The organism is Stenotrophomonas sp. CFBP 13718 (assembly GCF_014842145.1).
Taxonomy (GTDB): Bacteria; Pseudomonadota; Gammaproteobacteria; order Xanthomonadales; family Xanthomonadaceae; genus Stenotrophomonas.
Genome location: NZ_JACYVC010000009.1, coordinates 19389 through 35898 on the forward strand (window position 1 = coordinate 19389; position 16510 = coordinate 35898).

20 protein-coding genes are annotated in these 16510 nt (G+C 64.2%); all 20 read left to right on the forward strand.

Annotated elements, in window-relative coordinates; translation table 11 throughout:
• Positions 1-575 precede the first annotated feature (575 nt).
• The 20 genes from IFT58_RS14060 (at position 576) to IFT58_RS14155 (ending at position 16434) form a co-directional block, all read left to right on the forward strand.
• On the forward strand, positions 576-1028 hold the full coding sequence (locus IFT58_RS14060) for a hypothetical protein (protein ID WP_192082777.1): 453 nt from the start codon (positions 576-578) through the stop codon (positions 1026-1028).
• Complete coding sequence (locus tag IFT58_RS14065) at positions 1025-1957, forward strand: FliM/FliN family flagellar motor switch protein (protein WP_192095607.1); 933 nt, start codon at positions 1025-1027, stop codon at positions 1955-1957. Before IFT58_RS14060 ends, IFT58_RS14065 begins: the two co-directional genes overlap by 4 nt.
• Positions 1954-2628: an EscR/YscR/HrcR family type III secretion system export apparatus protein gene (locus IFT58_RS14070; protein ID WP_274603068.1), complete on the forward strand. Its 675-nt coding sequence runs from the start codon at positions 1954-1956 to the stop codon at positions 2626-2628. Before IFT58_RS14065 ends, IFT58_RS14070 begins: the two co-directional genes overlap by 4 nt.
• Before the next feature lie 43 nt (positions 2629-2671).
• Positions 2672-2929, forward strand: a complete 258-nt coding sequence (sctS, locus tag IFT58_RS14075) for a type III secretion system export apparatus subunit SctS (RefSeq protein ID WP_188325482.1) — start codon at positions 2672-2674, stop codon at positions 2927-2929.
• A 5-nt stretch (positions 2930-2934) separates the two neighbouring features.
• The gene (sctT, locus tag IFT58_RS14080; protein ID WP_188325481.1) at positions 2935-3729 is read left to right on the forward strand and encodes a type III secretion system export apparatus subunit SctT; all 795 of its coding nucleotides are present in this window, start codon (positions 2935-2937) and stop codon (positions 3727-3729) included.
• Positions 3726-4808 (forward strand): EscU/YscU/HrcU family type III secretion system export apparatus switch protein, encoded by a 1083-nt coding sequence (locus IFT58_RS14085; RefSeq protein ID WP_192095609.1) that lies wholly within the window; start codon positions 3726-3728, stop codon positions 4806-4808. The genes sctT and IFT58_RS14085 overlap by 4 nt, the downstream gene beginning before the upstream one ends.
• A gap of 30 nt (positions 4809-4838) precedes the next feature.
• Complete coding sequence (locus tag IFT58_RS14090) at positions 4839-5372, forward strand: SycD/LcrH family type III secretion system chaperone (protein ID WP_249405713.1); 534 nt, start codon at positions 4839-4841, stop codon at positions 5370-5372.
• Between the two features lie 130 nt (positions 5373-5502).
• Positions 5503-7218, forward strand: coding sequence for a type III secretion system translocon subunit SctE (sctE, locus tag IFT58_RS14095; protein ID WP_192095611.1), 1716 nt, complete (start codon positions 5503-5505; stop codon positions 7216-7218).
• Positions 7219-7257: 39 nt separating this feature from the next.
• Complete coding sequence (locus IFT58_RS14100) at positions 7258-8508, forward strand: hypothetical protein (protein ID WP_192095613.1); 1251 nt, start codon at positions 7258-7260, stop codon at positions 8506-8508.
• A gap of 67 nt (positions 8509-8575) precedes the next feature.
• Positions 8576-9583: an IpaD/SipD/SspD family type III secretion system needle tip protein gene (locus tag IFT58_RS14105; RefSeq protein WP_192095616.1), complete on the forward strand. Its 1008-nt coding sequence runs from the start codon at positions 8576-8578 to the stop codon at positions 9581-9583.
• A 13-nt stretch (positions 9584-9596) separates the two neighbouring features.
• Positions 9597-11348 carry a hypothetical protein gene (locus IFT58_RS14110; RefSeq protein ID WP_192095618.1) on the forward strand — a complete coding sequence of 584 codons (1752 nt, stop codon included), beginning with the start codon at positions 9597-9599 and terminating at the stop codon, positions 11346-11348.
• A complete protein-coding gene (locus IFT58_RS14115; RefSeq protein WP_192082770.1) occupies positions 11335-11592 on the forward strand; it encodes an acyl carrier protein in 258 nt (85 codons plus the stop codon). The genes IFT58_RS14110 and IFT58_RS14115 overlap by 14 nt, the downstream gene beginning before the upstream one ends.
• A gap of 101 nt (positions 11593-11693) precedes the next feature.
• A complete protein-coding gene (locus IFT58_RS14120) occupies positions 11694-12164 on the forward strand; it encodes a lytic transglycosylase domain-containing protein (protein WP_342029566.1) in 471 nt (156 codons plus the stop codon).
• Positions 12165-12276: 112 nt separating this feature from the next.
• Positions 12277-13464: a PrgH/EprH family type III secretion apparatus protein gene (locus tag IFT58_RS14125; RefSeq protein ID WP_192095622.1), complete on the forward strand. Its 1188-nt coding sequence runs from the start codon at positions 12277-12279 to the stop codon at positions 13462-13464.
• Positions 13465-13492: 28 nt separating this feature from the next.
• Positions 13493-13807, forward strand: a complete 315-nt coding sequence (locus IFT58_RS14130; RefSeq protein WP_192095624.1) for an EscF/YscF/HrpA family type III secretion system needle major subunit — start codon at positions 13493-13495, stop codon at positions 13805-13807.
• A 52-nt stretch (positions 13808-13859) separates the two neighbouring features.
• Positions 13860-14138: a hypothetical protein gene (locus tag IFT58_RS14135; protein ID WP_192095626.1), complete on the forward strand. Its 279-nt coding sequence runs from the start codon at positions 13860-13862 to the stop codon at positions 14136-14138.
• A gap of 3 nt (positions 14139-14141) precedes the next feature.
• On the forward strand, positions 14142-14930 hold the full coding sequence (gene sctJ / locus IFT58_RS14140) for a type III secretion inner membrane ring lipoprotein SctJ (protein ID WP_192095628.1): 789 nt from the start codon (positions 14142-14144) through the stop codon (positions 14928-14930).
• Positions 14914-15468, forward strand: a complete 555-nt coding sequence (locus IFT58_RS14145; RefSeq protein WP_192095630.1) for a hypothetical protein — start codon at positions 14914-14916, stop codon at positions 15466-15468. The genes sctJ and IFT58_RS14145 overlap by 17 nt, the downstream gene beginning before the upstream one ends.
• The gene (locus IFT58_RS14150) at positions 15449-16147 is read left to right on the forward strand and encodes a hypothetical protein (protein WP_192095632.1); all 699 of its coding nucleotides are present in this window, start codon (positions 15449-15451) and stop codon (positions 16145-16147) included. The genes IFT58_RS14145 and IFT58_RS14150 overlap by 20 nt, the downstream gene beginning before the upstream one ends.
• Positions 16144-16434 (forward strand): hypothetical protein, encoded by a 291-nt coding sequence (locus IFT58_RS14155; RefSeq protein ID WP_192095634.1) that lies wholly within the window; start codon positions 16144-16146, stop codon positions 16432-16434. Before IFT58_RS14150 ends, IFT58_RS14155 begins: the two co-directional genes overlap by 4 nt.
• Positions 16435-16510: the final 76 nt, after the last annotated feature.

Sequence of the window (16510 nt, forward strand, 5' to 3'; positions counted from 1 at the left end):
TCGTCTCCGGGCCTGACGATGAGGAACGCACGAGTCGTGACGACGACGGCATGGAGCCGGTAGCCGAAGATACGCCCGCTGATTCCATCACAGCAGACGGCAATCTCTTCCTGGCCAGCACGCAGGCAAGACGACTGCCGGATGGCTTGAGTCCACGATCCGCCCCCTGCACTGTCGGAACGGTGGTGTCCACCACGCTCGAAGGGATGCTCTCTTCCATACCCCCGCAGCAGGGGGAAAAACAGCGCGGCGAACTTCCCCTGCGCATGCCCAAGGGCACAGCAGCCGGCCCGGTGCGGGACGACACCATGCGGGGCAGGCGTGCTGACACAGCCCAGCCGGTGGGTGTCGTCACGTCCGGCCTCCCTGATACGCCGTCTCCATCTCCATCCCCGTTGCCCTCTCCGGTTGCCGACGCGCCGACGCGACCGTCCGACGGATCGGCACGCCCGCAGCGTTTGCCAGATGCCCCGCCTGTCATCGGGGAACCCTCCGCACAACGCATCGTCGCAGCACCCGTCCCCGCACCTGCAGCACTGTCACCGGACGTGGCTGAGACGGGTGCGCCCCCAACGGTGGACCACCGCCTGCGCGAGCCAGCCGATGCACGCAGCCCGGCATTGCCGCTCACGTCGTTGGTAGACACGTTGTCCACTGCGCGGGAATCCACCGTGTCAGCGCACGCAGCCCCCCGCACGCGGACCCCTGGCACCGCGTTCAGATCGATAGCTGAGCTGAAGGAGCTGCCCACCCTGCACCGTCCGGTCAGCGTCACCGTACCTTTCAGCAGCTGGGGGCCAGGTCACCAGGTCACCGCAACGTGGATGCCGACGGCAGTGCCGGGCACCGCACCGGCGGCCATCACGCTGCGCAGCAGCAGTGACGCCGCCCAGCGCGCAGTAGACGGCGCGCTGACTGCCCGCGATGGCGGCGTGCCAGGCACGGTAGAGATCCATCGCGCGGATGACGCCCACGATGATCGGGAAAAGCGTGGCAACGTGCCTCGCCTGCCGGAGGATGAGGAATGAGCCAGCGGTTTCCTTCGCTGGCCGTGGTCGATCCACAGGCGCTGCACGTCCAGACCCTGCTGCAGTCACTGCATCTCAGTGGCGTACACAGCGTCGCCAGCCAGCCGCCGGCGACGCCCTGCCTGCGATTCCAGCTGACCTCCGGTGCGCTGCGCATGACGTGCCGTGTCGAAGCAAACGCGTGGGCGGCCGTGCACCTTCCTGGCCTTGGTGGTTTCGACTGGTCTGCCATGGCGCCGCAGGTTCTGGCCGGACTGACCGCGGTGGCCCGCCCGTTGGAGTTCGTCGATGCCGTTCTCGACTACGCCACCGCGCGTCCGCTGCCTCCGGACAACCAGGGCCTGGCATCGGGACCGTTGCCCCGCGTGTTGGCTGCCGAAGGGGATGTCTGGATTGAATCGCTGACCGGTCCACTTCCCGCCGCGCGTCAGCCGTTACCCCTCCCGGTCGGTCTGAAGGTGCCCATCCGCCTGCAGCTCGGCGAACTCAGCATCACCCCGCGCCGACTGCGTCGATTGCGGTCCGGCGACATCGTGCTGATTCCCGCGCCGGTCCTTCGCGCATGGCGCGGCACCTGCCCGCTGTTCGACTTCACCCTTGATACGGATGCTTTCACCGTGACCATCGTCCACTCTCCCTTCGACCCTGACCTCGACGTGCCCGACCCGGGCCTGCACGCTGACGATCCGCTGCTGGATATGAAGGGTCTGAATGACCTGCCGCTGGAGCTGCATGTCCAGCTATGCCGCCTCACCCTGCCCCTGGGTGAGCTGGCCGGCCTTCGCGAGGGGAGCGTGGTGCCCTTGCCTCAGCAGGCAAGCCAGCAGGTCGCGCTGGTGCACAACGGGCACCGCATCGCCACCGGTGCGCTGGTGCAGGTGGGTGATCAGCTGGGCGTACAGCTTGCGCAGGTTCCGAGACTGACATGAGCGTCATGCACATCAACAACGATGTGTCGTTGATCGCGATACTGGCCGCCGCCGCGGTGCTGCCCTTCGTGGTCGCGGTGGGAACGTGCTACATCAAGTTCAGCGTGGTGTTCACGCTGATCCGCAATGCGCTGGGTCTGCAGCAGGTGCCTTCCAACATGGTGATCAACGCGTTGTCGTTGATCCTGGCGTTCTATGTCATGCACCCGATTGTCAGTTCAGTGCAGTCCGCGTATCAGGAGCTCGAACAGCCCTTGAATACGGTGCAGGAGACCGCCGATTTCCTCGACAGCAGCCTGGGAGAGTATCGCGCCTACCTGGCACGTCACGCCGATCCTGAACTGCTGCGATTCTTCGAGCGCGCCCAGGTAACCGATGGCGCAGACGTGCCTGCTGCGGACACGGCAGCCGAAGACCGCTCGCTGTTCGCGCTGCTGCCTGCCTACGCACTGAGTGAGCTGAAGGATGCCTTCCTGATGGGCTTCTACCTGTATCTGCCCTTCATCGTGGTGGACCTGATCGTCTCCAGCATCCTGCTCGCACTGGGCATGATGATGATGAGCCCGGTGACGATCTCCGCGCCGATCAAGCTCATCCTGTTCGTGGTGCTGGATGGCTGGAGCCTGCTGTCGCAGGGACTGGTGCTGCAATATCTGGATGTGCCGGCATGACGCGCACACTATCGGTGAGCGCCCGCGGCAACGGAGCGCTGCAATGAACGAACTGATCAACATCGGCAACAAAACGCTGATGCTGGTGCTGTTGCTGTCAGCCGGCCCGGTCATCGTGGCGACGCTGGTGGGCCTGCTCATCGGTTTGTTCCAGACGGTGACCCAGTTGCAGGAGCAGACGCTGCCGTTCGGCGCGAAGATGCTGGCGGTGGTGCTGACCGTGCTGGTCATGATGGGCTGGATGTCGCGCACGCTGATCGACTTCGGCAGCCTGGTGTTCGGCCGCGCGCTGGGGGTGTAGCGCTGATGGGCCTGACCCCGCTGGACACTGCGTTCATGCAGGCAATAGGCGACCACGCCGTGCCAGCCACGCTCGGTCTGGCACGGCTGCTGGCCTGCTTCGCCTGGCTGCCCTATCTATCCAGCGGGGCCATGCCCTCGCGCATGCTGCGAGTCGTCCTGGCCTTGGCGGTACTGATCGGCCTGTGGCCGGTGACAGAGACCATACAGCGACCGCTGGACATGCCCTCCCTCGGACTGGCGGCGATGCGCGAGGCCCTGATCGGTACGGTGCTGGGCGTGATGCTGGCGCTGCCGTATCACGTCTTCCATGCCATCGGCTCGGTGATCGACACCCAGCGCGGTGCCGGCGTCGGCGCGATGCTCGACCCGCTTACCGGCGTGGAAGCGACGGAGATGGCGAACCTGCTGCAGATGATGAGTGCGGTCGTCTTCCTGGTGGCCGGTGGGCTGGTGCCGCTGCTTGAAGCGGTCCAGGGCAGCTATGTGCTGGTGCCCATGGGCGGCGGCTTCCTGCCCGACCTGCCGAGCATCCATGGTTTCATGGATATCGTGCTGTCCGCCGCGATCCGCATGGCGGCCCCGGTACTGCTGCTGTTGTTGCTGGTGGAGATACTGCTGGGCGTCATCTCGCGGTTCGCACAGCAGCTCAATGCATTCTCGGTTTCGCTGACAGTGAAGTCGGTCATCGCGTTCGCCGCGATGCTGTTGTACCTGATGCTGACGATGACCGAGCAGGTGCCGGCCCTGTGGCGGCAGTATCCGGTACTGCGTGCTCTCGTTCCGGGCGATGTGCCGTGAGCTCCGGTGCAAGCGAGAAAACCGAGAAGCCGACGCTTCAGCGACTCAAGAAGGAATCGAAAAAGGGAAAGTCCTTCAACAGCCGTGACCTGGTGGCCGCCAGTGTGTTGTGGGCAGGGCTGCCGGCGATCGGACTGCTGAGCTCGTTGCTGCCATTGGCAACGCTGTACGTGGACATCGTGCGCGGTGGTTTCGCGATCACACCAACGGCGGCCGTCCTGGCGGCATTGCGGGCATTCCTGTTGGCGCTGGCGCCCACGCTGATGGCCGCCGCGGTGGCGGTGGTGCTGTGCTCGCTGTGGATGAGCAAGGGGAGGATCGCCTCCGAGGCCATTCGTTTCGACCTCAACAAGCTCAATCCAGTCAACGGCTTCAAGAATCTGTTTTCGTTCCGCGTACTGAAGGATCTGCTGCGCAGCGTCCTCTACCTGGTGTGCTGCGGGTTGTTCGCCTGGCGGGCCTTGGCGCTGTGGGGTCCCGATGTCCTCAGCCAGATCCATGCCAGCGACACCCAGCTGGCCGCGCTGTGGCGACATGTCGCGATGATGTTCGGGCTGGGCCTGCTGCTCGCCCTGGCACCCGTGTATCTGCTTGCCGGCTGGCTGGACCATTTCCTGTTCATCCGGGAAATGAAGATGGAGAAGCACGAGGTCAAGCGGGAGAACAAGGAAAACGACATCAAACCCGAGCTCAAACAGCGGCGGCAGGAAGTCAACGACGAACTGTCCGCACAGGTGCAGGCCGATACCCGCGGCTCCACGGTCGTGCTGGCCAACCCGACCCACATCGCCATCGGCATCTTCCTGATGGATGACGACATGCCGATGCCCTTTGTGGCCGTGCGCGAGCGAGGCGCCCGCGCGCGCAAGGTGATCGCGCTGGCCGAAGCCAACGGTGTACCGGTCGTGCGCGATGTGAGGCTGGCGCGCGCCATCTACTTCAGCACGCGACGCTACCGCTTCGTGCATGACCGCAGCATCGAGCCGGTGATGCAGATCGTGCGCTGGCTGCGCGACGTGGAGCGTGCCGGGCAACCCGACGCGGACGACGACCCGCCGCCGCCGCCTCTGTCCCACTGAGTATCCACCGCCCACCAACTGGAGCACTACATGACCATTGACCACGATCCCACCCGCGCCCCGACAGCGGCAGCCGACGAAAGCGAGATGACCCGGATGATCATGGAGGGCCTGCGCGAGGGAGCGACCGTTGCGGACCTGAAGGGGGTAACCCGTGACACCCTCGAAGGCGTGTATGCCATTGCCCACCGCTTCTACCAGAACGGACAGCTGGACGAGGCGGAAGCGTTCTTCCGGTTCCTGTGCCTGTATGACTTCTACAACGCCGACTACGCGCTGGGCATGGGTGCCGTGTTGCATCTCAAGCGCGAATACGAGAAAGCCATCGGCATGTACGCGGTCGCGCAGGCCCTGGATCTGACCGACGATCGCCCGATGTTCCATGTGGGCCAGTGCCACTTGGCGCTCGGTCGGCTGCGCAAGGCCCGCGAGTGCTTCGAAGCCGTCGCCGGACGGGCGGCGGGGAGCGAGTTGGGCACCCGTGCCGAGGCCTATCTGCAGGCGGTCAAGGGCGACCGTACACCTGGTTCAGAAGATTCCACCGGCTCCAGTGGCGAGGGGTGAACTCCACGCCTTGTCATCCGTACGCCACCGCCTGAAGAGCCGGCATTCAAGGATGGAAACTGAAAGCCGTGTCGGTCTGCCATCGGGATACTGGGCCATCTGAACCAACCGTCGCCCTGACAGCCCCGCGATGCAGCGGACCGGCTTACCGGTCCTGCGCCAGCCGAGCGCCACAGCAAGAGGATTTCCCATGAGCATGCCCCTTTCACCCGCGCCAGCGCCGCTCCCCCTGGTGTTCCGCCGTAGCGGCCACGAGTCCGCCATCCAGGCAGCGAAGGGCTTTGGCGCCGGAGTTTCCCCCGCGCAGGTTGATCGGGTAAGTGCCGAACTGTTCGCTACCTTCGCAGCCAGTGCGCCCCGTGCCGAAGGGGCGACCCAGGCGCAAAAGGACGCCGCTACCCTGCGTGCGCCAGACCTCGCCCGACTTTACCGTGCGGCGGGGGACGAGGGCAGGCGTATGTCCCCTGAGAGCCTGCTCACTCTGTTGCTGGGCAATCTGCAGGAACTTCTTTCCGACCAGCGATCCAGCCGGATGGATCAGAGGCTGCAGGCTTACCGCGCTCAGCTGCAGGGGCGTGCACAGCACGCTGGAGACCTGTCAGCGGCGATGCAAGCAGCCCTGGATGCTGCGACGGCGGCGCAGGAGGCCGCGGGCGCAGCGGCAACCGAAGCAGGCGCCCAGGAAGGCGCGCTGGAAGCGGCGCGTGAACACGTCCAGCGGTTGCAGGGCGAGCTGGATGCACTGGACCCTGCCGATCCGGCACATGCAGAGAAGCAGGCCGAGCTCGCTTCAGCGCGCCAGATACTGCAAGAGGCGCAGGGTCGCTTCGACGCCGCGTCGAGCGCACTGGACGAAGCGGTCGCGTTGCTTGATGTCCGGCTTGGGTACCTGGATGAGCAGGAAGAAAGGCTGCGCGGCTTCAATAAGGGGCAGCCAACGGTTACGGGTGATGCAGAGCGGAAACTGAACTCCAGCGATACGCTCACGATGCTGATGGCAGTCATCAGTCAGCTGATGGGCAAGCACGCCGACAGCACCCTGAAAAGCATGAGCGAGTTCACGATCCAGACCATCAAGGCGCGGCAGGCGAAAGAACAGGAACGCATTCGCCAGCACGAAGAAGAGCTGCAGCGCGCGCGCGATGCAGAGAAGAAAACCGGGTGTGCCGGCAAGATATTCGGTTGGATTGGCGCGGCGGTCGGCGCCATCGCGAGCATCGGGGCCATCGTCGTGGGCGCGTTGCACGGCAATATCGCACTGATCGCCGGCGGGGTGATGGGCATGATGCTCACCATTGACAGCATTGTCGGCATGACCACGGGTGTGAGCGCTGTCGGCATGGCAGTCGAGCAGGTGAGCAAGGGCATCGCTGCCGCGCTGGTCGCATTCGGCGTTCCTGAGGCACTGGCCAAGCAGATCGGATCCATCGCCGCCACGGTAGTGGTCATGGTGGCGATCATTGCAGCGATGGTGGTTACCGGCAATGTGGCGGCCGCAGGCAGGACGGCCGCCAGCACGGTGGCGTCAACGGCGCGGATGATCGAACAGGCGACCAAAGTCATGCAGTTTCTGGCCCAGCTGGCGGGTGCTGTCGGCCAGACCGTGCACAGCGTCGGCCAGGTGGTTGTGGCCGGCATCATGATCGAGGTCAAGAAGCTGTTGAAGTTGATCCAGGAAAGCCTGTTCGGCGATCAGGTGCTGCAGGACATGATGCGGATGATTGCTGAAGCAGGCAGCCGTACGCATCGTCTGGCGTTTGAACTGGTGGCGCAGATGAGCGAGGTCCAGAAGGACCGCGCAGAGACAGCAGCCCACGTCATCGGCCATGTGCGCCACCGCGCCTGAGCGCGGTCACTTCATTCAATTCCCCAAGGAACACTTTCAATGGCACAGATAACTTCCATCCTGCAGCCCGCGCTGCAGCGCTTCGCCCTCGCACCGAATACCGCTACGAAACCGTCAGCGCAGGACGAGGCGCAGGCCGAACGTGCCGCCGATATGGCGACCCGGCAGATCGAAGGGTCGCGGCAGGATCCTCCGCGCCGTTCCGCGCCGGAGCTTGCCGAGCCGGTCGCGTCCGTGGCCGGTTTCGCTGGGCTGGGCGCGTTGCTGCCGCTGATCGCTGGCCAGCATCCGGCGATGGTGCCGGGTGCGACCGCCGAGGCGTTTGCCGTGCTGCACCGGACTGCAGCAGTCTCGGCGGCCGACACTGCCGCAGATGGTATGCACCCCGTGCAGGTGGTCGATCAGTCCCGGCGGTTGATCGGATTGGCGACGTCCGATGGTCAGCTTGCTCTGCCTACCCGTGAGGACCTGCATGCGCTGCGCCGCGATGTGCCGGAGGCACGTGCGCTGCTGGACGAACTGGATCAACTGCCGGATGAGAAGCTGACGTCGGGTCTGGGCAGCAGCACCCGCACCGATTACATCCTGCTGCTGGTGGCGTTGTTGATGCAGATGGGGGCCAGTCAGCGCGAGCAGGCGGTGGCCATGGTGAAGTTGGCCGAGCAGTCGGTGAGCGCGATGACCGGCAGCATGGTGGCATCGGCGAAAGCAACGCAGTCCACCAAGATAGTTGCCGCTGTGGTTGGCGGGTTGATGGCCGGCGGCGGCGTCGCCCTGGGTGGGGCTGCCGCTTACAAGGGCGTGCAGAACCTGCGCACCAACAAGGCGACGGCTGATGCTGCCACGGCCAGCGCCAACCGTGCCAACAGCCAGACGGCTGTGGGCATGAACAACGCACCGGCCGGTCCCAGCGCGCGTCCGCCCCACGTGGAGGCGTTGCGGCAGCGTCCGCAGACTTTGCAGGAAACCGCCGCAGTGCACGAGACCGAATTTGCCGTCAACAACACCCAGATCGGCGTGGTGGCCAACGCCGGCCAGGCAGTCACCCAGACCAGCATGAGCGTGGGCGCCGTCGCCGGATCGCCGTTTGATCTGCAGGCCACCGCACATACGGTGGATTCCGAACGTGACCGCATCAACAAGGACATCGAGGTCGAACTCGGCAGCAAGATCAACCAGGACGCGAACAAGAGCAATGAAAGCCAGCAGGCGACGTTCAACAACCTGGTCAACCTGGAGCAGGACAACCATGACGCCGTAAAGCACGTCATCGGCAACATGGGTCGGTGATCACGCGTGTCTTCATCCGGGCCAAGCCGCGCTGCCGCGCTACACCTTTCACCTTATTGAGCTTCCCATGAAAATCGAATCAAGTCCTCCCCGTGCCGCTGTTGCGATGCCGATCACGTTCCGCCAAGGACGCGACGCGTCCATGGACGCTACCAGCACGTGCATTCCCTCTTCCAACCAGGTTCGCCCGTGCCCCCTGCAGACCTATTTCGGTACGCTCACCCACAGCAGCCCGCCTTCTGACGACGTGGCGTCGATGCTTCAGCTGTCGATCCATCAGGCAGTACTGTCCCTGGACAAGCAACGCGAAGCGACCTTCGACGCCCTGCGCCATTCGCCGTGGCCCTCCATGGCTGACGCAGATTCCGGCGACGCGCAGGCACAGAACGTCATGCAGCAGGCTCGGGAAATCCTGGCCGGGCTGCTGTCGGTCGATGAAATCGAAGTTGCCGAGCAGCGAGCAGGGGGCTCACACAGTGATTTCTTCAAGGAAATCGCCGACCTGATAGGCCGGCTTGATAGTGAGTGGATCCGTAAATACAGCAGTCTACTTGCAGGATACGTCGGGTTCTACAAAGAGCTGACCGATATCCTGGCCGATCTCAAGGCCAATCTTGGGACACCGGACAAGGACGGTAACGTCAACGTCAACTTCACCGCTTTGCGCGCGAGGTTGGACAAGCTGAAGGCCGACTGGAAAAACAAGGGGTTCGGCGAAGTATTCGGCACGGAGGCGGCAGCGAAGCAGTTCCTCGCTGACCTGGGTATCGAGGGCCTGACCGTCGTTAAGGTCAAGCCTGGCGGTGGCTGGCAGATCAGTATCGATACGAAGCTTATCGATTCACTCACACACGTGTTTCCCAAGAAAATAGGTCCCATCAGCGCGAGTGCGCTGAATGAAATGATGGCGCAGAAAGAAGTGATGATGGAACGTTTCAATTTCATCAACCGCGCGCTTCCGGAAAAGTACCAGCGGCAGCTGCAGATGTGGGATTCGTTGGTGAAAATCCTCAGCAGCACCATCACTGCGGTCACCGATGCGGATCAAGCGTTCATTCGGGCAATGGCCGGCTGACAGGAGAATAGAAATGACTGTTACTACAGCAAATCCACTTGCGTTCAATGCGAAATTTCACCAGGCTTGGCCGGAGCAGCAGGGCAAGGGCAGTTTCCGCAAGGTCACTGTGGGGAACGCGTCGCCTTTGCAACGCAGTGCGTCCATGAGCGATCTGCGAGCCCCTGATAAAAGCGTGCCGAGGTCGCCCCAAGGAAACATGTCTGGCACCTTCCAGGGTGGCGGGTCGACCGAGAGCGTGGACAGCGGGCTTGATCTTGATGTGAACGCGCCTGATGGTTTCAGCCATGGCATGGGTGAGCACCCGGGCACAGACAACAGTGGCGTGGGTCGCGCCGATTATCTGGAACAGCTGAAGCGCGCGCATCCGCTTGATCGAGGGGCGCAGTCAGGCCTGTACCAGCTGCAGCACGGGGAGGACATCGAGAAAGTACTCGCTCCGGTGCTGCAGCGCTGGGACACCGAACAGCCCGCAATGAATGAGCCGTTGGATAAGACGGCCGCGCTGACGTCAGATACGCTGCCCAGCGAGGCCCAGACGCCACCCTCGCTTGTGACGCGCGAGCAGTGTGCGCGAGATATCCTCAAAGATCTGGGCGTGCCATGTAGCCGCATCAATGAGCTGCTGGTACGGCAGGCGTCCAGCCTGGGAGGCACCGCTGTCATCGACGCCTGCCGTCTGCTCGCCATGCCGGAAGTGAAAGCTGATCGACTGGCTTGTAGAGGTCTGGAAAAGAAGCTGGACAACTACCTGGACGCGGCGAAAGGTGATTACTCCGGTGTCAGTCGAGCCTTCGCCTGCGATGCATTCAGTCAGCTCAGCGAGCTGAAATCCACCATTAAGAAGACGTTCGATACGATAGGACGTGCGACCGTCCAGGATCGCCTGTTGGCTGATGAGACTCCCGCGCTTCAGGCGGCGGTAGCGAAGAAGAATCCCGGTTTGCCTCCCGAGGTGCTGCGCCGGAGCCTGGCGGATCTGATCAATGCCCAAGGATTCTCGGCATTGACCAAACGGCTTGAAGGCGCGGATGCAAGCGGACTGTTGCAGGACACCGCGTTGTTGCCGCAGCTGGCGCAGGCCGCTGACAACCCGAAGCGGCCGCCGGCAGAAAAGGCCGCCGAGCCGGTCAAAGACTTTGTCAAGCACCTGAGGGATGTGCTGACTGCGATACCGATGCCGACTATTCATAACGACAACAGCGCGAGAAATATCGTTAATCAGGACGGCTGGTACTTCCAAGGGATCAAAGACCCGCGGCCCAACAAGGCGGTAGAACTGGTGTCTCCACCGACCCCGGCATGCCCTGAGGTTGATGCGCTGGAGCCGCAACCGCTGGAGCAGAATGTCGAGGTGGACGAAAACATCGTAGCCAGCAGCGATGCGCCGGTTGGCCAGGCTGTGGACATCGAGGATGACGCGCAGCTCCGCGAAGACAACCCACCGCCGCCGCCACCGCCGCCGCACAGCTCCGGGCTACATGGTGCTTCTGTACATCCCCTGCACGGGAACTTGATGGAAGACTTGAAGCGGAATCCACGGTATATGGCTGCGCAGCAGGTGGTCACTGTCCAGCCGCCTTCGCCGCAAGTGATCTCGGAAGTTCAGAATGAAACCGATGAGGAAAAAAATAGAAGCACCAGACCCGTCGGCAGCACCGGTCAGCGTGAACGCACTTCGCCGCTCACGCGTCTGGCGGGGCCGATCCCGCTCGGCCAGCATGCCTCCGATCTGCGTAACGAGAAACGAGATGCGGGGACCTGACACACCGGTCACGGGACTGCGGCCGTTGATCGCCGTCGTCACCGGGTCAGTCGCGGTGGCGGACATCCGCCCCGGCGACCGGCTGGTCGAAGATCTGGGCATGGATTCGCTGGAAATCGCGGATCTTCTCGTAGCGATTGAAGAGCGCACCGGCGTGGTGATCACCGCCGAGGCGTTGGCGGGGGCCCGTACAGTGGCCGAACTGGAGTCCGCCGTGCGCCGGCTGCAATGCACCGCAGCGTGATCCAGGCGGCGCTGGCATCAAGCATTGCGCTCGGTGCCAGTGCCTCATCAGTGCAGGCCGCGTCCATCTACGCCGGCCTATCGGCCGATGGTCGGCTGGTGGTGGCCGAGCAGCCCGCACTGGGGCTGCGCTTCTTTGATGCCTCGGCCCCGCGCCGCGCAGCGAACCTGCCTCACGCACCGGCGTCAGCCGCCACACGCTGGCGTCCGCTGATCCAGCAGGTCGCGGATGAAGTCGGTATCGACGTCGCGCTGTTGCAGGCGGTGGTCAGCCAGGAATCGTCTTTCAATCCCAGAGCGGTCTCGCCTGCCGGCGCGGTCGGGTTGATGCAGCTCATGCCCGGCACGGCCCGTCGTTTTGGCGTGCGCGACCGCTTTGATCCGGCGCAGAACCTGCGCGGTGGTGCGCGTTATCTTGTCTGGCTTCTGGATCATTTCAACCAGGATCTCGATCTCGCATTGGCTGCCTACAATGCGGGCGAAGGCAGCGTGCGCCGCCATGGAAACAGGGTCCCGCCATTTGCCGAAACACGGGCTTACGTACACGCTGTCCGACAGCGCTACGCTTACTGAATCGATGCGCCGAGGATCAACGCTTTACAACTCTGCTGATATCGAGACCGCACACTGGCCGACAGAATGATCCGCGCCAACCACGGCACATCATCGGTCTGTTGTATATCCCATGTCGTATGTTCTGAGAATTCTTGCGGGCGCATTGAGCGGCGTCGAATATAATGTGTCCGACGGCGAAACCCTGTTCCACGTAGGGCGCCAGGAAGACCTCGCCAACGGTCGAGCCGCACAGTTGCTGGGGGCGGATGAAAGGGCCTATTTCATTCCCGCCGACCTGCCGACGGCAGCGTTCGCGGTAGTGGCGCCATCCAGCGAAGAGGCGTTGCAGCTGGGCGAGCGGGTTGATGAGTCGGCTGCATGGACATGGCGCACGTTACCGCTGCAGCAACCGCTGCAGGCGGCTGGCATCCATTTCGCCGTACGCACGCAGCATGCCGCGTGGTCCGAAGCAGTGCTCGCCTTCGTGCCTCCGGCATTTCTGGTTGAGTGCACGGTTGCTGCGACGCCGCCTGCGTCGTCAGCCAGGCGTCGGCGCGCGCCTGTCGTCCTGTTCGGTATCGGCGTTCTGCTGGTCGCCGGCATGCTGGCGGCGTGGTTCCATTGGCTGCACCAGCCTGAGATTCGTGCGCGTGGGCTGGCCAGTGTTCTGTCCAACGCGCCGGCTGATTATGCGGTCGCGGCCGGAAATGACGGTCATCTTTACGCCTTCAGCGAAACGGCCTCGGCACGTACCTGGGGGGAACGTGCGAGCCGCCGGGCGCAGCGACACAACGATGTGCACCTGCTGCGACGCGTAGAGGCAATACGCCTGGAAGATGCGCTGATCAGCGCTGGAATGGATCTGGTGGTGGTCCGTCTGGACGATCCGGTGCGGCCGGAGGTTGTACTGAGCGGGCCATTGACCGCTGCGCGCACCGCGCAGGTCAATTCGTTGCTGGCAGCGCAGGCGCCCTACGTCAAACTGGCACGGGTATCTGCAATCAGTGACCAGCAACTGGTCGCGTTGGCGCAACAGCAGCTGCGGGTGCTGGGGATCAGTAGCCGCGCCGAACCGCGCGGGCAGCGCGTCAGCATCGTCAATGACGTGTTTCTCGACGACGCCGGCCTGAACGCGATGGGCGGCGCGGCGCGCAGCTTTCACCAGCGCTGGGGCAAGCGTCGCATCAGCCTGTCACCCAGATTATGGGACGACCTGCTTCAAGGGCGTTCCTACCGTTATTCCCGGGATCAGCTGTTGTCCGTAGGCAGCGGTCGCTGGGATTACAGCCGTGCCGCCGGATCGCAGGCTGCACCTTGACTGCCCCACACCCAGATTGGAGAACACCATGACCGATGCCACCCTTACGCCCATCAGACCGAGCTCCGGTTGGGAAGATCCTGGCGATGGCGGCAACGCAGCAGACTGGAAAGGCTGGATGTCGAATCATTCCGCGATGTACGACGACGGCGTGAAAGACCTGAAAGCCAAGATGTCAAAAATATTGGAAGAGCTGGGGAAGGAGGGCAATGCCAGCGACCCGGCAATGCTGGCCAGTTATCAGGCTGCGCTGTCGGAATACAACATGTACCGGATGCTGCAGTCGAATTCGACCAAGAGCCTGAGTGACCAGAGCAAATCGGTCATCCGCAACCTGGCCTGAGTGTCATGGCCCGCGTGTGGCGCGGGCCGTTCTCTCTCACAAGGAATCCACCATGTTCAATATTTTCCCCCTATCCGCCGCTGTGTCCGGCGGCGCTGCAGTGGACGGCTCGGCCGTTCCGCTTTCCAGTCGCTTCAGTCAGGCTTATGTGTGGGCCGGCAAGGAACGCGACGCCCTTCTTGCTTCAGCCAATAATCCGGCAGTGGCAAGTGACCCGGCGCTCCTTTATGCACATCAGGTGCGCCAAGAGGACTACATCAAGCAGCTGGCGCTCAGCTCGGCGCTTGTCAGCCATGCGACCAAGGGCATCGAAACGTTGGTGAAGAGCTGATTCATGACCCGTTACCCGACGCGCAGGGTGGTGATCGTGCTGCTATGCCTGCTGCTTGCTGGCTGTGCACGTTCCGAACTGCTGCAGGCCCTGGACGAACGTCAGGCCAACGAGGTAGTGGCCGCGCTGCTTCACCACAACATTCCGGCGGAGAAGCGCCTGCAGGGCAAGGCCGGCTTCACCGTGCGGGTAGGGGCGGCGGACCTTGCCGAAGCCATCGATCTGGTGCAGCTGAAAGGCCTGCCTTCTGCGCCGCGTATGCAGATCGCATCGCTGTTTCCTGCCGATGCGATGGTCAGCACGCCGCTGGCCGAGCGGGCGCGGCTGTTGTCGGCCATCGAGCAGCGGCTGGAGGAATCACTGACCACCCTGCTTGGGGTGAAAAGCGCGCGCGTGCACGTGAGCTATGACGCCGGGCCCACCGAGGGCAGCCTGCAGCAGCGCCGGCCGCCGGCCATGCATGTCGCGGCCGTGCTGGCGCACTCGCGCGACATGGATCAGCAGGTCCTGCTGGCCACCGCCAAACGATTTCTGCGCAATGCCTTCGTCGATGTGGCGTACGACGACGTATCGGTGGTGCTGACCCCAGCCGCCGAGCCACGCAGCCTGGCGGTGACGCCGGCGGATGAATCCACGTCGGTCTGGACGCTGCTGCTGGTGCCGTTGGCCTTGCTTGCGGTGCTGGCGGGTGGAGGCTGGTGGCTGCTGCGGCGCGGCGATCCGCGTGCCACACGCATGCGCGACCACCTCCGCCGCCGACGGGGGGCGCAGGTCAATGCAGACCCAGCCTGAGCGGTTGCAGATCCTGCACGATCCAGTGTCCTACTTTCGACCCTGGGCCACGTGGCAGGGCACGTTGAACCCGGTGCAACGCAGCGCAGCGAACGCGTGGATCTGCCAGACCCGGCAACTGCCCGACGCACCGCCGGATGCGGACGCGCCGTCAGCGTTGGCGTCGCGGCTGATCCGGGGCTGGCAACGGCTGCCCGCGACAGCGTGGCTGCTGGCCTGTGCCCGGCATCGCCGACATGTGCTGGGAGCGCGGTGGCTGCCCAGCCAGCCACCGCCGCTGCATGCGTTTCTGCGTCTCGGATTCGCCGACGCCGCTACACCTTGGCCGCAGCCGCCGACACCGGAGCAGTTGCTCGCCTGGGGCGGCAGACAGCTGCAGGAGGGACTGCACGATCCGCTGCCCGCGTGGCTGCACGCGCGGATGGCGTTGTGGTTCGCCGGGCTGCCGGCGCTTCCGGCGGCGGTCACCGCGCACCCCGTTTCCTTCGACATGACCTGCTTCCTGAGTGCCTGGACCCATGCTGCCGACCTATCCTGAAACCTTGCTGGACCGCGCCGTGGACGGCGTCATCCAGGCCTCCAGCCTGCAGCAGGCGAGCGAACTTGCCCGGGTGCAGGCCTTCGCGCGCAGGCAGATCACCCGTGAGCGCGAACAGGCACGGCTGGAGGTGGCCGAACTGCGTGCGGCGGCGGCCTTTGAAGGCTACCGCGACGGTGTGCTGCATGCGCTGGGCGCGGTGCAGGGCGTGATCGAGGGCATGCAACAGGCCCACGTGACGCTGGCGAACGCCGTCCGTGACCATGTCCACACCAGTCTGCAGGCCATGAATGCGGCGCCGGATGCGGTGATGGAGCCGATATGCAGCGCCTTCCTGCACCGGATGACCCAAGTAGGCGCCGGCCTGCGACCGGTGCTGCATGTTCCGCAGCACCACGATGCCCTGATGGCGGCGCTGCGTGCAGACCCGCGGCTGCACGCGCTCGATATCCGCCCGGCAGATCGCCAATTGCCCCTGCTGGAACTGGGCGCGCTGGCATGGGAACTGGACCTGCAGGGCAGCCTGCTGGAGGACGTCGAGCTTGCGCTCAGCCGTGCCCTGCCCGGCGTGCAGGACCGGCTGAACGCGTCGGCGGCCCACTACAGCGCCCGCCTGCTGGACACGCTGGACATCGCCGCACAGACACAGGGCCTGGCCCGTATCAAGGAGACGCAATGAACACCATCAGCACTGCAATGGCGCCCGCTTCGGCCAAGCTGCGGGAATCGGGCATACCCATGCCCCTGACCGAACGCCTACGACTCCAGACGGGGGCGCGGACCCCCGCGACATCCGAACCGGAGCTGGATACGGCCGCAGAAGACGCCCTCATTCCACTGCCCGAGCCCATAGCAGACCCCATGCCGGAGCTGGTGCGCGCCTGGGCCAAGCGGATGTTCGTCGAAACGATGATGTACGGCGACGAGGAGGAAACCGGTATCCCACCGCTCAGCATCGATATCTGACCGTCCTCGCGGCAACACCGGCGCGGGGGACATCGCGCAGCCTTCATTCCCGATCTCATCGACCCCCGCTATGCTG

Excerpts from the sequence above, each read along its gene's own strand:
- IFT58_RS14065 (WP_192095607.1), top strand. The coding sequence starts at position 1,025 with ATGAGCCAGCGGTTTCCTTCGCTGGCCGTGGTCGATCCACAGGCGCTG.
- IFT58_RS14070 (WP_274603068.1), top strand. The coding sequence starts at position 1,954 with ATGAGCGTCATGCACATCAACAACGATGTGTCGTTGATCGCGATACTG.
- sctS (WP_188325482.1), top strand. The coding sequence starts at position 2,672 with ATGAACGAACTGATCAACATCGGCAACAAAACGCTGATGCTGGTGCTG.
- sctT (WP_188325481.1), top strand. The coding sequence starts at position 2,935 with ATGGGCCTGACCCCGCTGGACACTGCGTTCATGCAGGCAATAGGCGAC.
- IFT58_RS14090 (WP_249405713.1), top strand. The coding sequence starts at position 4,839 with ATGACCATTGACCACGATCCCACCCGCGCCCCGACAGCGGCAGCCGAC.
- sctE (WP_192095611.1), top strand. The coding sequence starts at position 5,503 with ATGCAGCGGACCGGCTTACCGGTCCTGCGCCAGCCGAGCGCCACAGCA.
- IFT58_RS14100 (WP_192095613.1), top strand. The coding sequence starts at position 7,258 with ATGGCACAGATAACTTCCATCCTGCAGCCCGCGCTGCAGCGCTTCGCC.
- IFT58_RS14105 (WP_192095616.1), top strand. The coding sequence starts at position 8,576 with ATGAAAATCGAATCAAGTCCTCCCCGTGCCGCTGTTGCGATGCCGATC.
- IFT58_RS14110 (WP_192095618.1), top strand. The coding sequence starts at position 9,597 with ATGACTGTTACTACAGCAAATCCACTTGCGTTCAATGCGAAATTTCAC.
- IFT58_RS14115 (WP_192082770.1), top strand. The coding sequence starts at position 11,335 with ATGCGGGGACCTGACACACCGGTCACGGGACTGCGGCCGTTGATCGCC.
- IFT58_RS14125 (WP_192095622.1), top strand. The coding sequence starts at position 12,277 with ATGTCGTATGTTCTGAGAATTCTTGCGGGCGCATTGAGCGGCGTCGAA.
- IFT58_RS14130 (WP_192095624.1), top strand. The coding sequence starts at position 13,493 with ATGACCGATGCCACCCTTACGCCCATCAGACCGAGCTCCGGTTGGGAA.
- IFT58_RS14135 (WP_192095626.1), top strand. The coding sequence starts at position 13,860 with ATGTTCAATATTTTCCCCCTATCCGCCGCTGTGTCCGGCGGCGCTGCA.
- sctJ (WP_192095628.1), top strand. The coding sequence starts at position 14,142 with ATGACCCGTTACCCGACGCGCAGGGTGGTGATCGTGCTGCTATGCCTG.
- IFT58_RS14145 (WP_192095630.1), top strand. The coding sequence starts at position 14,914 with ATGCAGACCCAGCCTGAGCGGTTGCAGATCCTGCACGATCCAGTGTCC.
- IFT58_RS14150 (WP_192095632.1), top strand. The coding sequence starts at position 15,449 with ATGCTGCCGACCTATCCTGAAACCTTGCTGGACCGCGCCGTGGACGGC.
- IFT58_RS14155 (WP_192095634.1), top strand. The coding sequence starts at position 16,144 with ATGAACACCATCAGCACTGCAATGGCGCCCGCTTCGGCCAAGCTGCGG.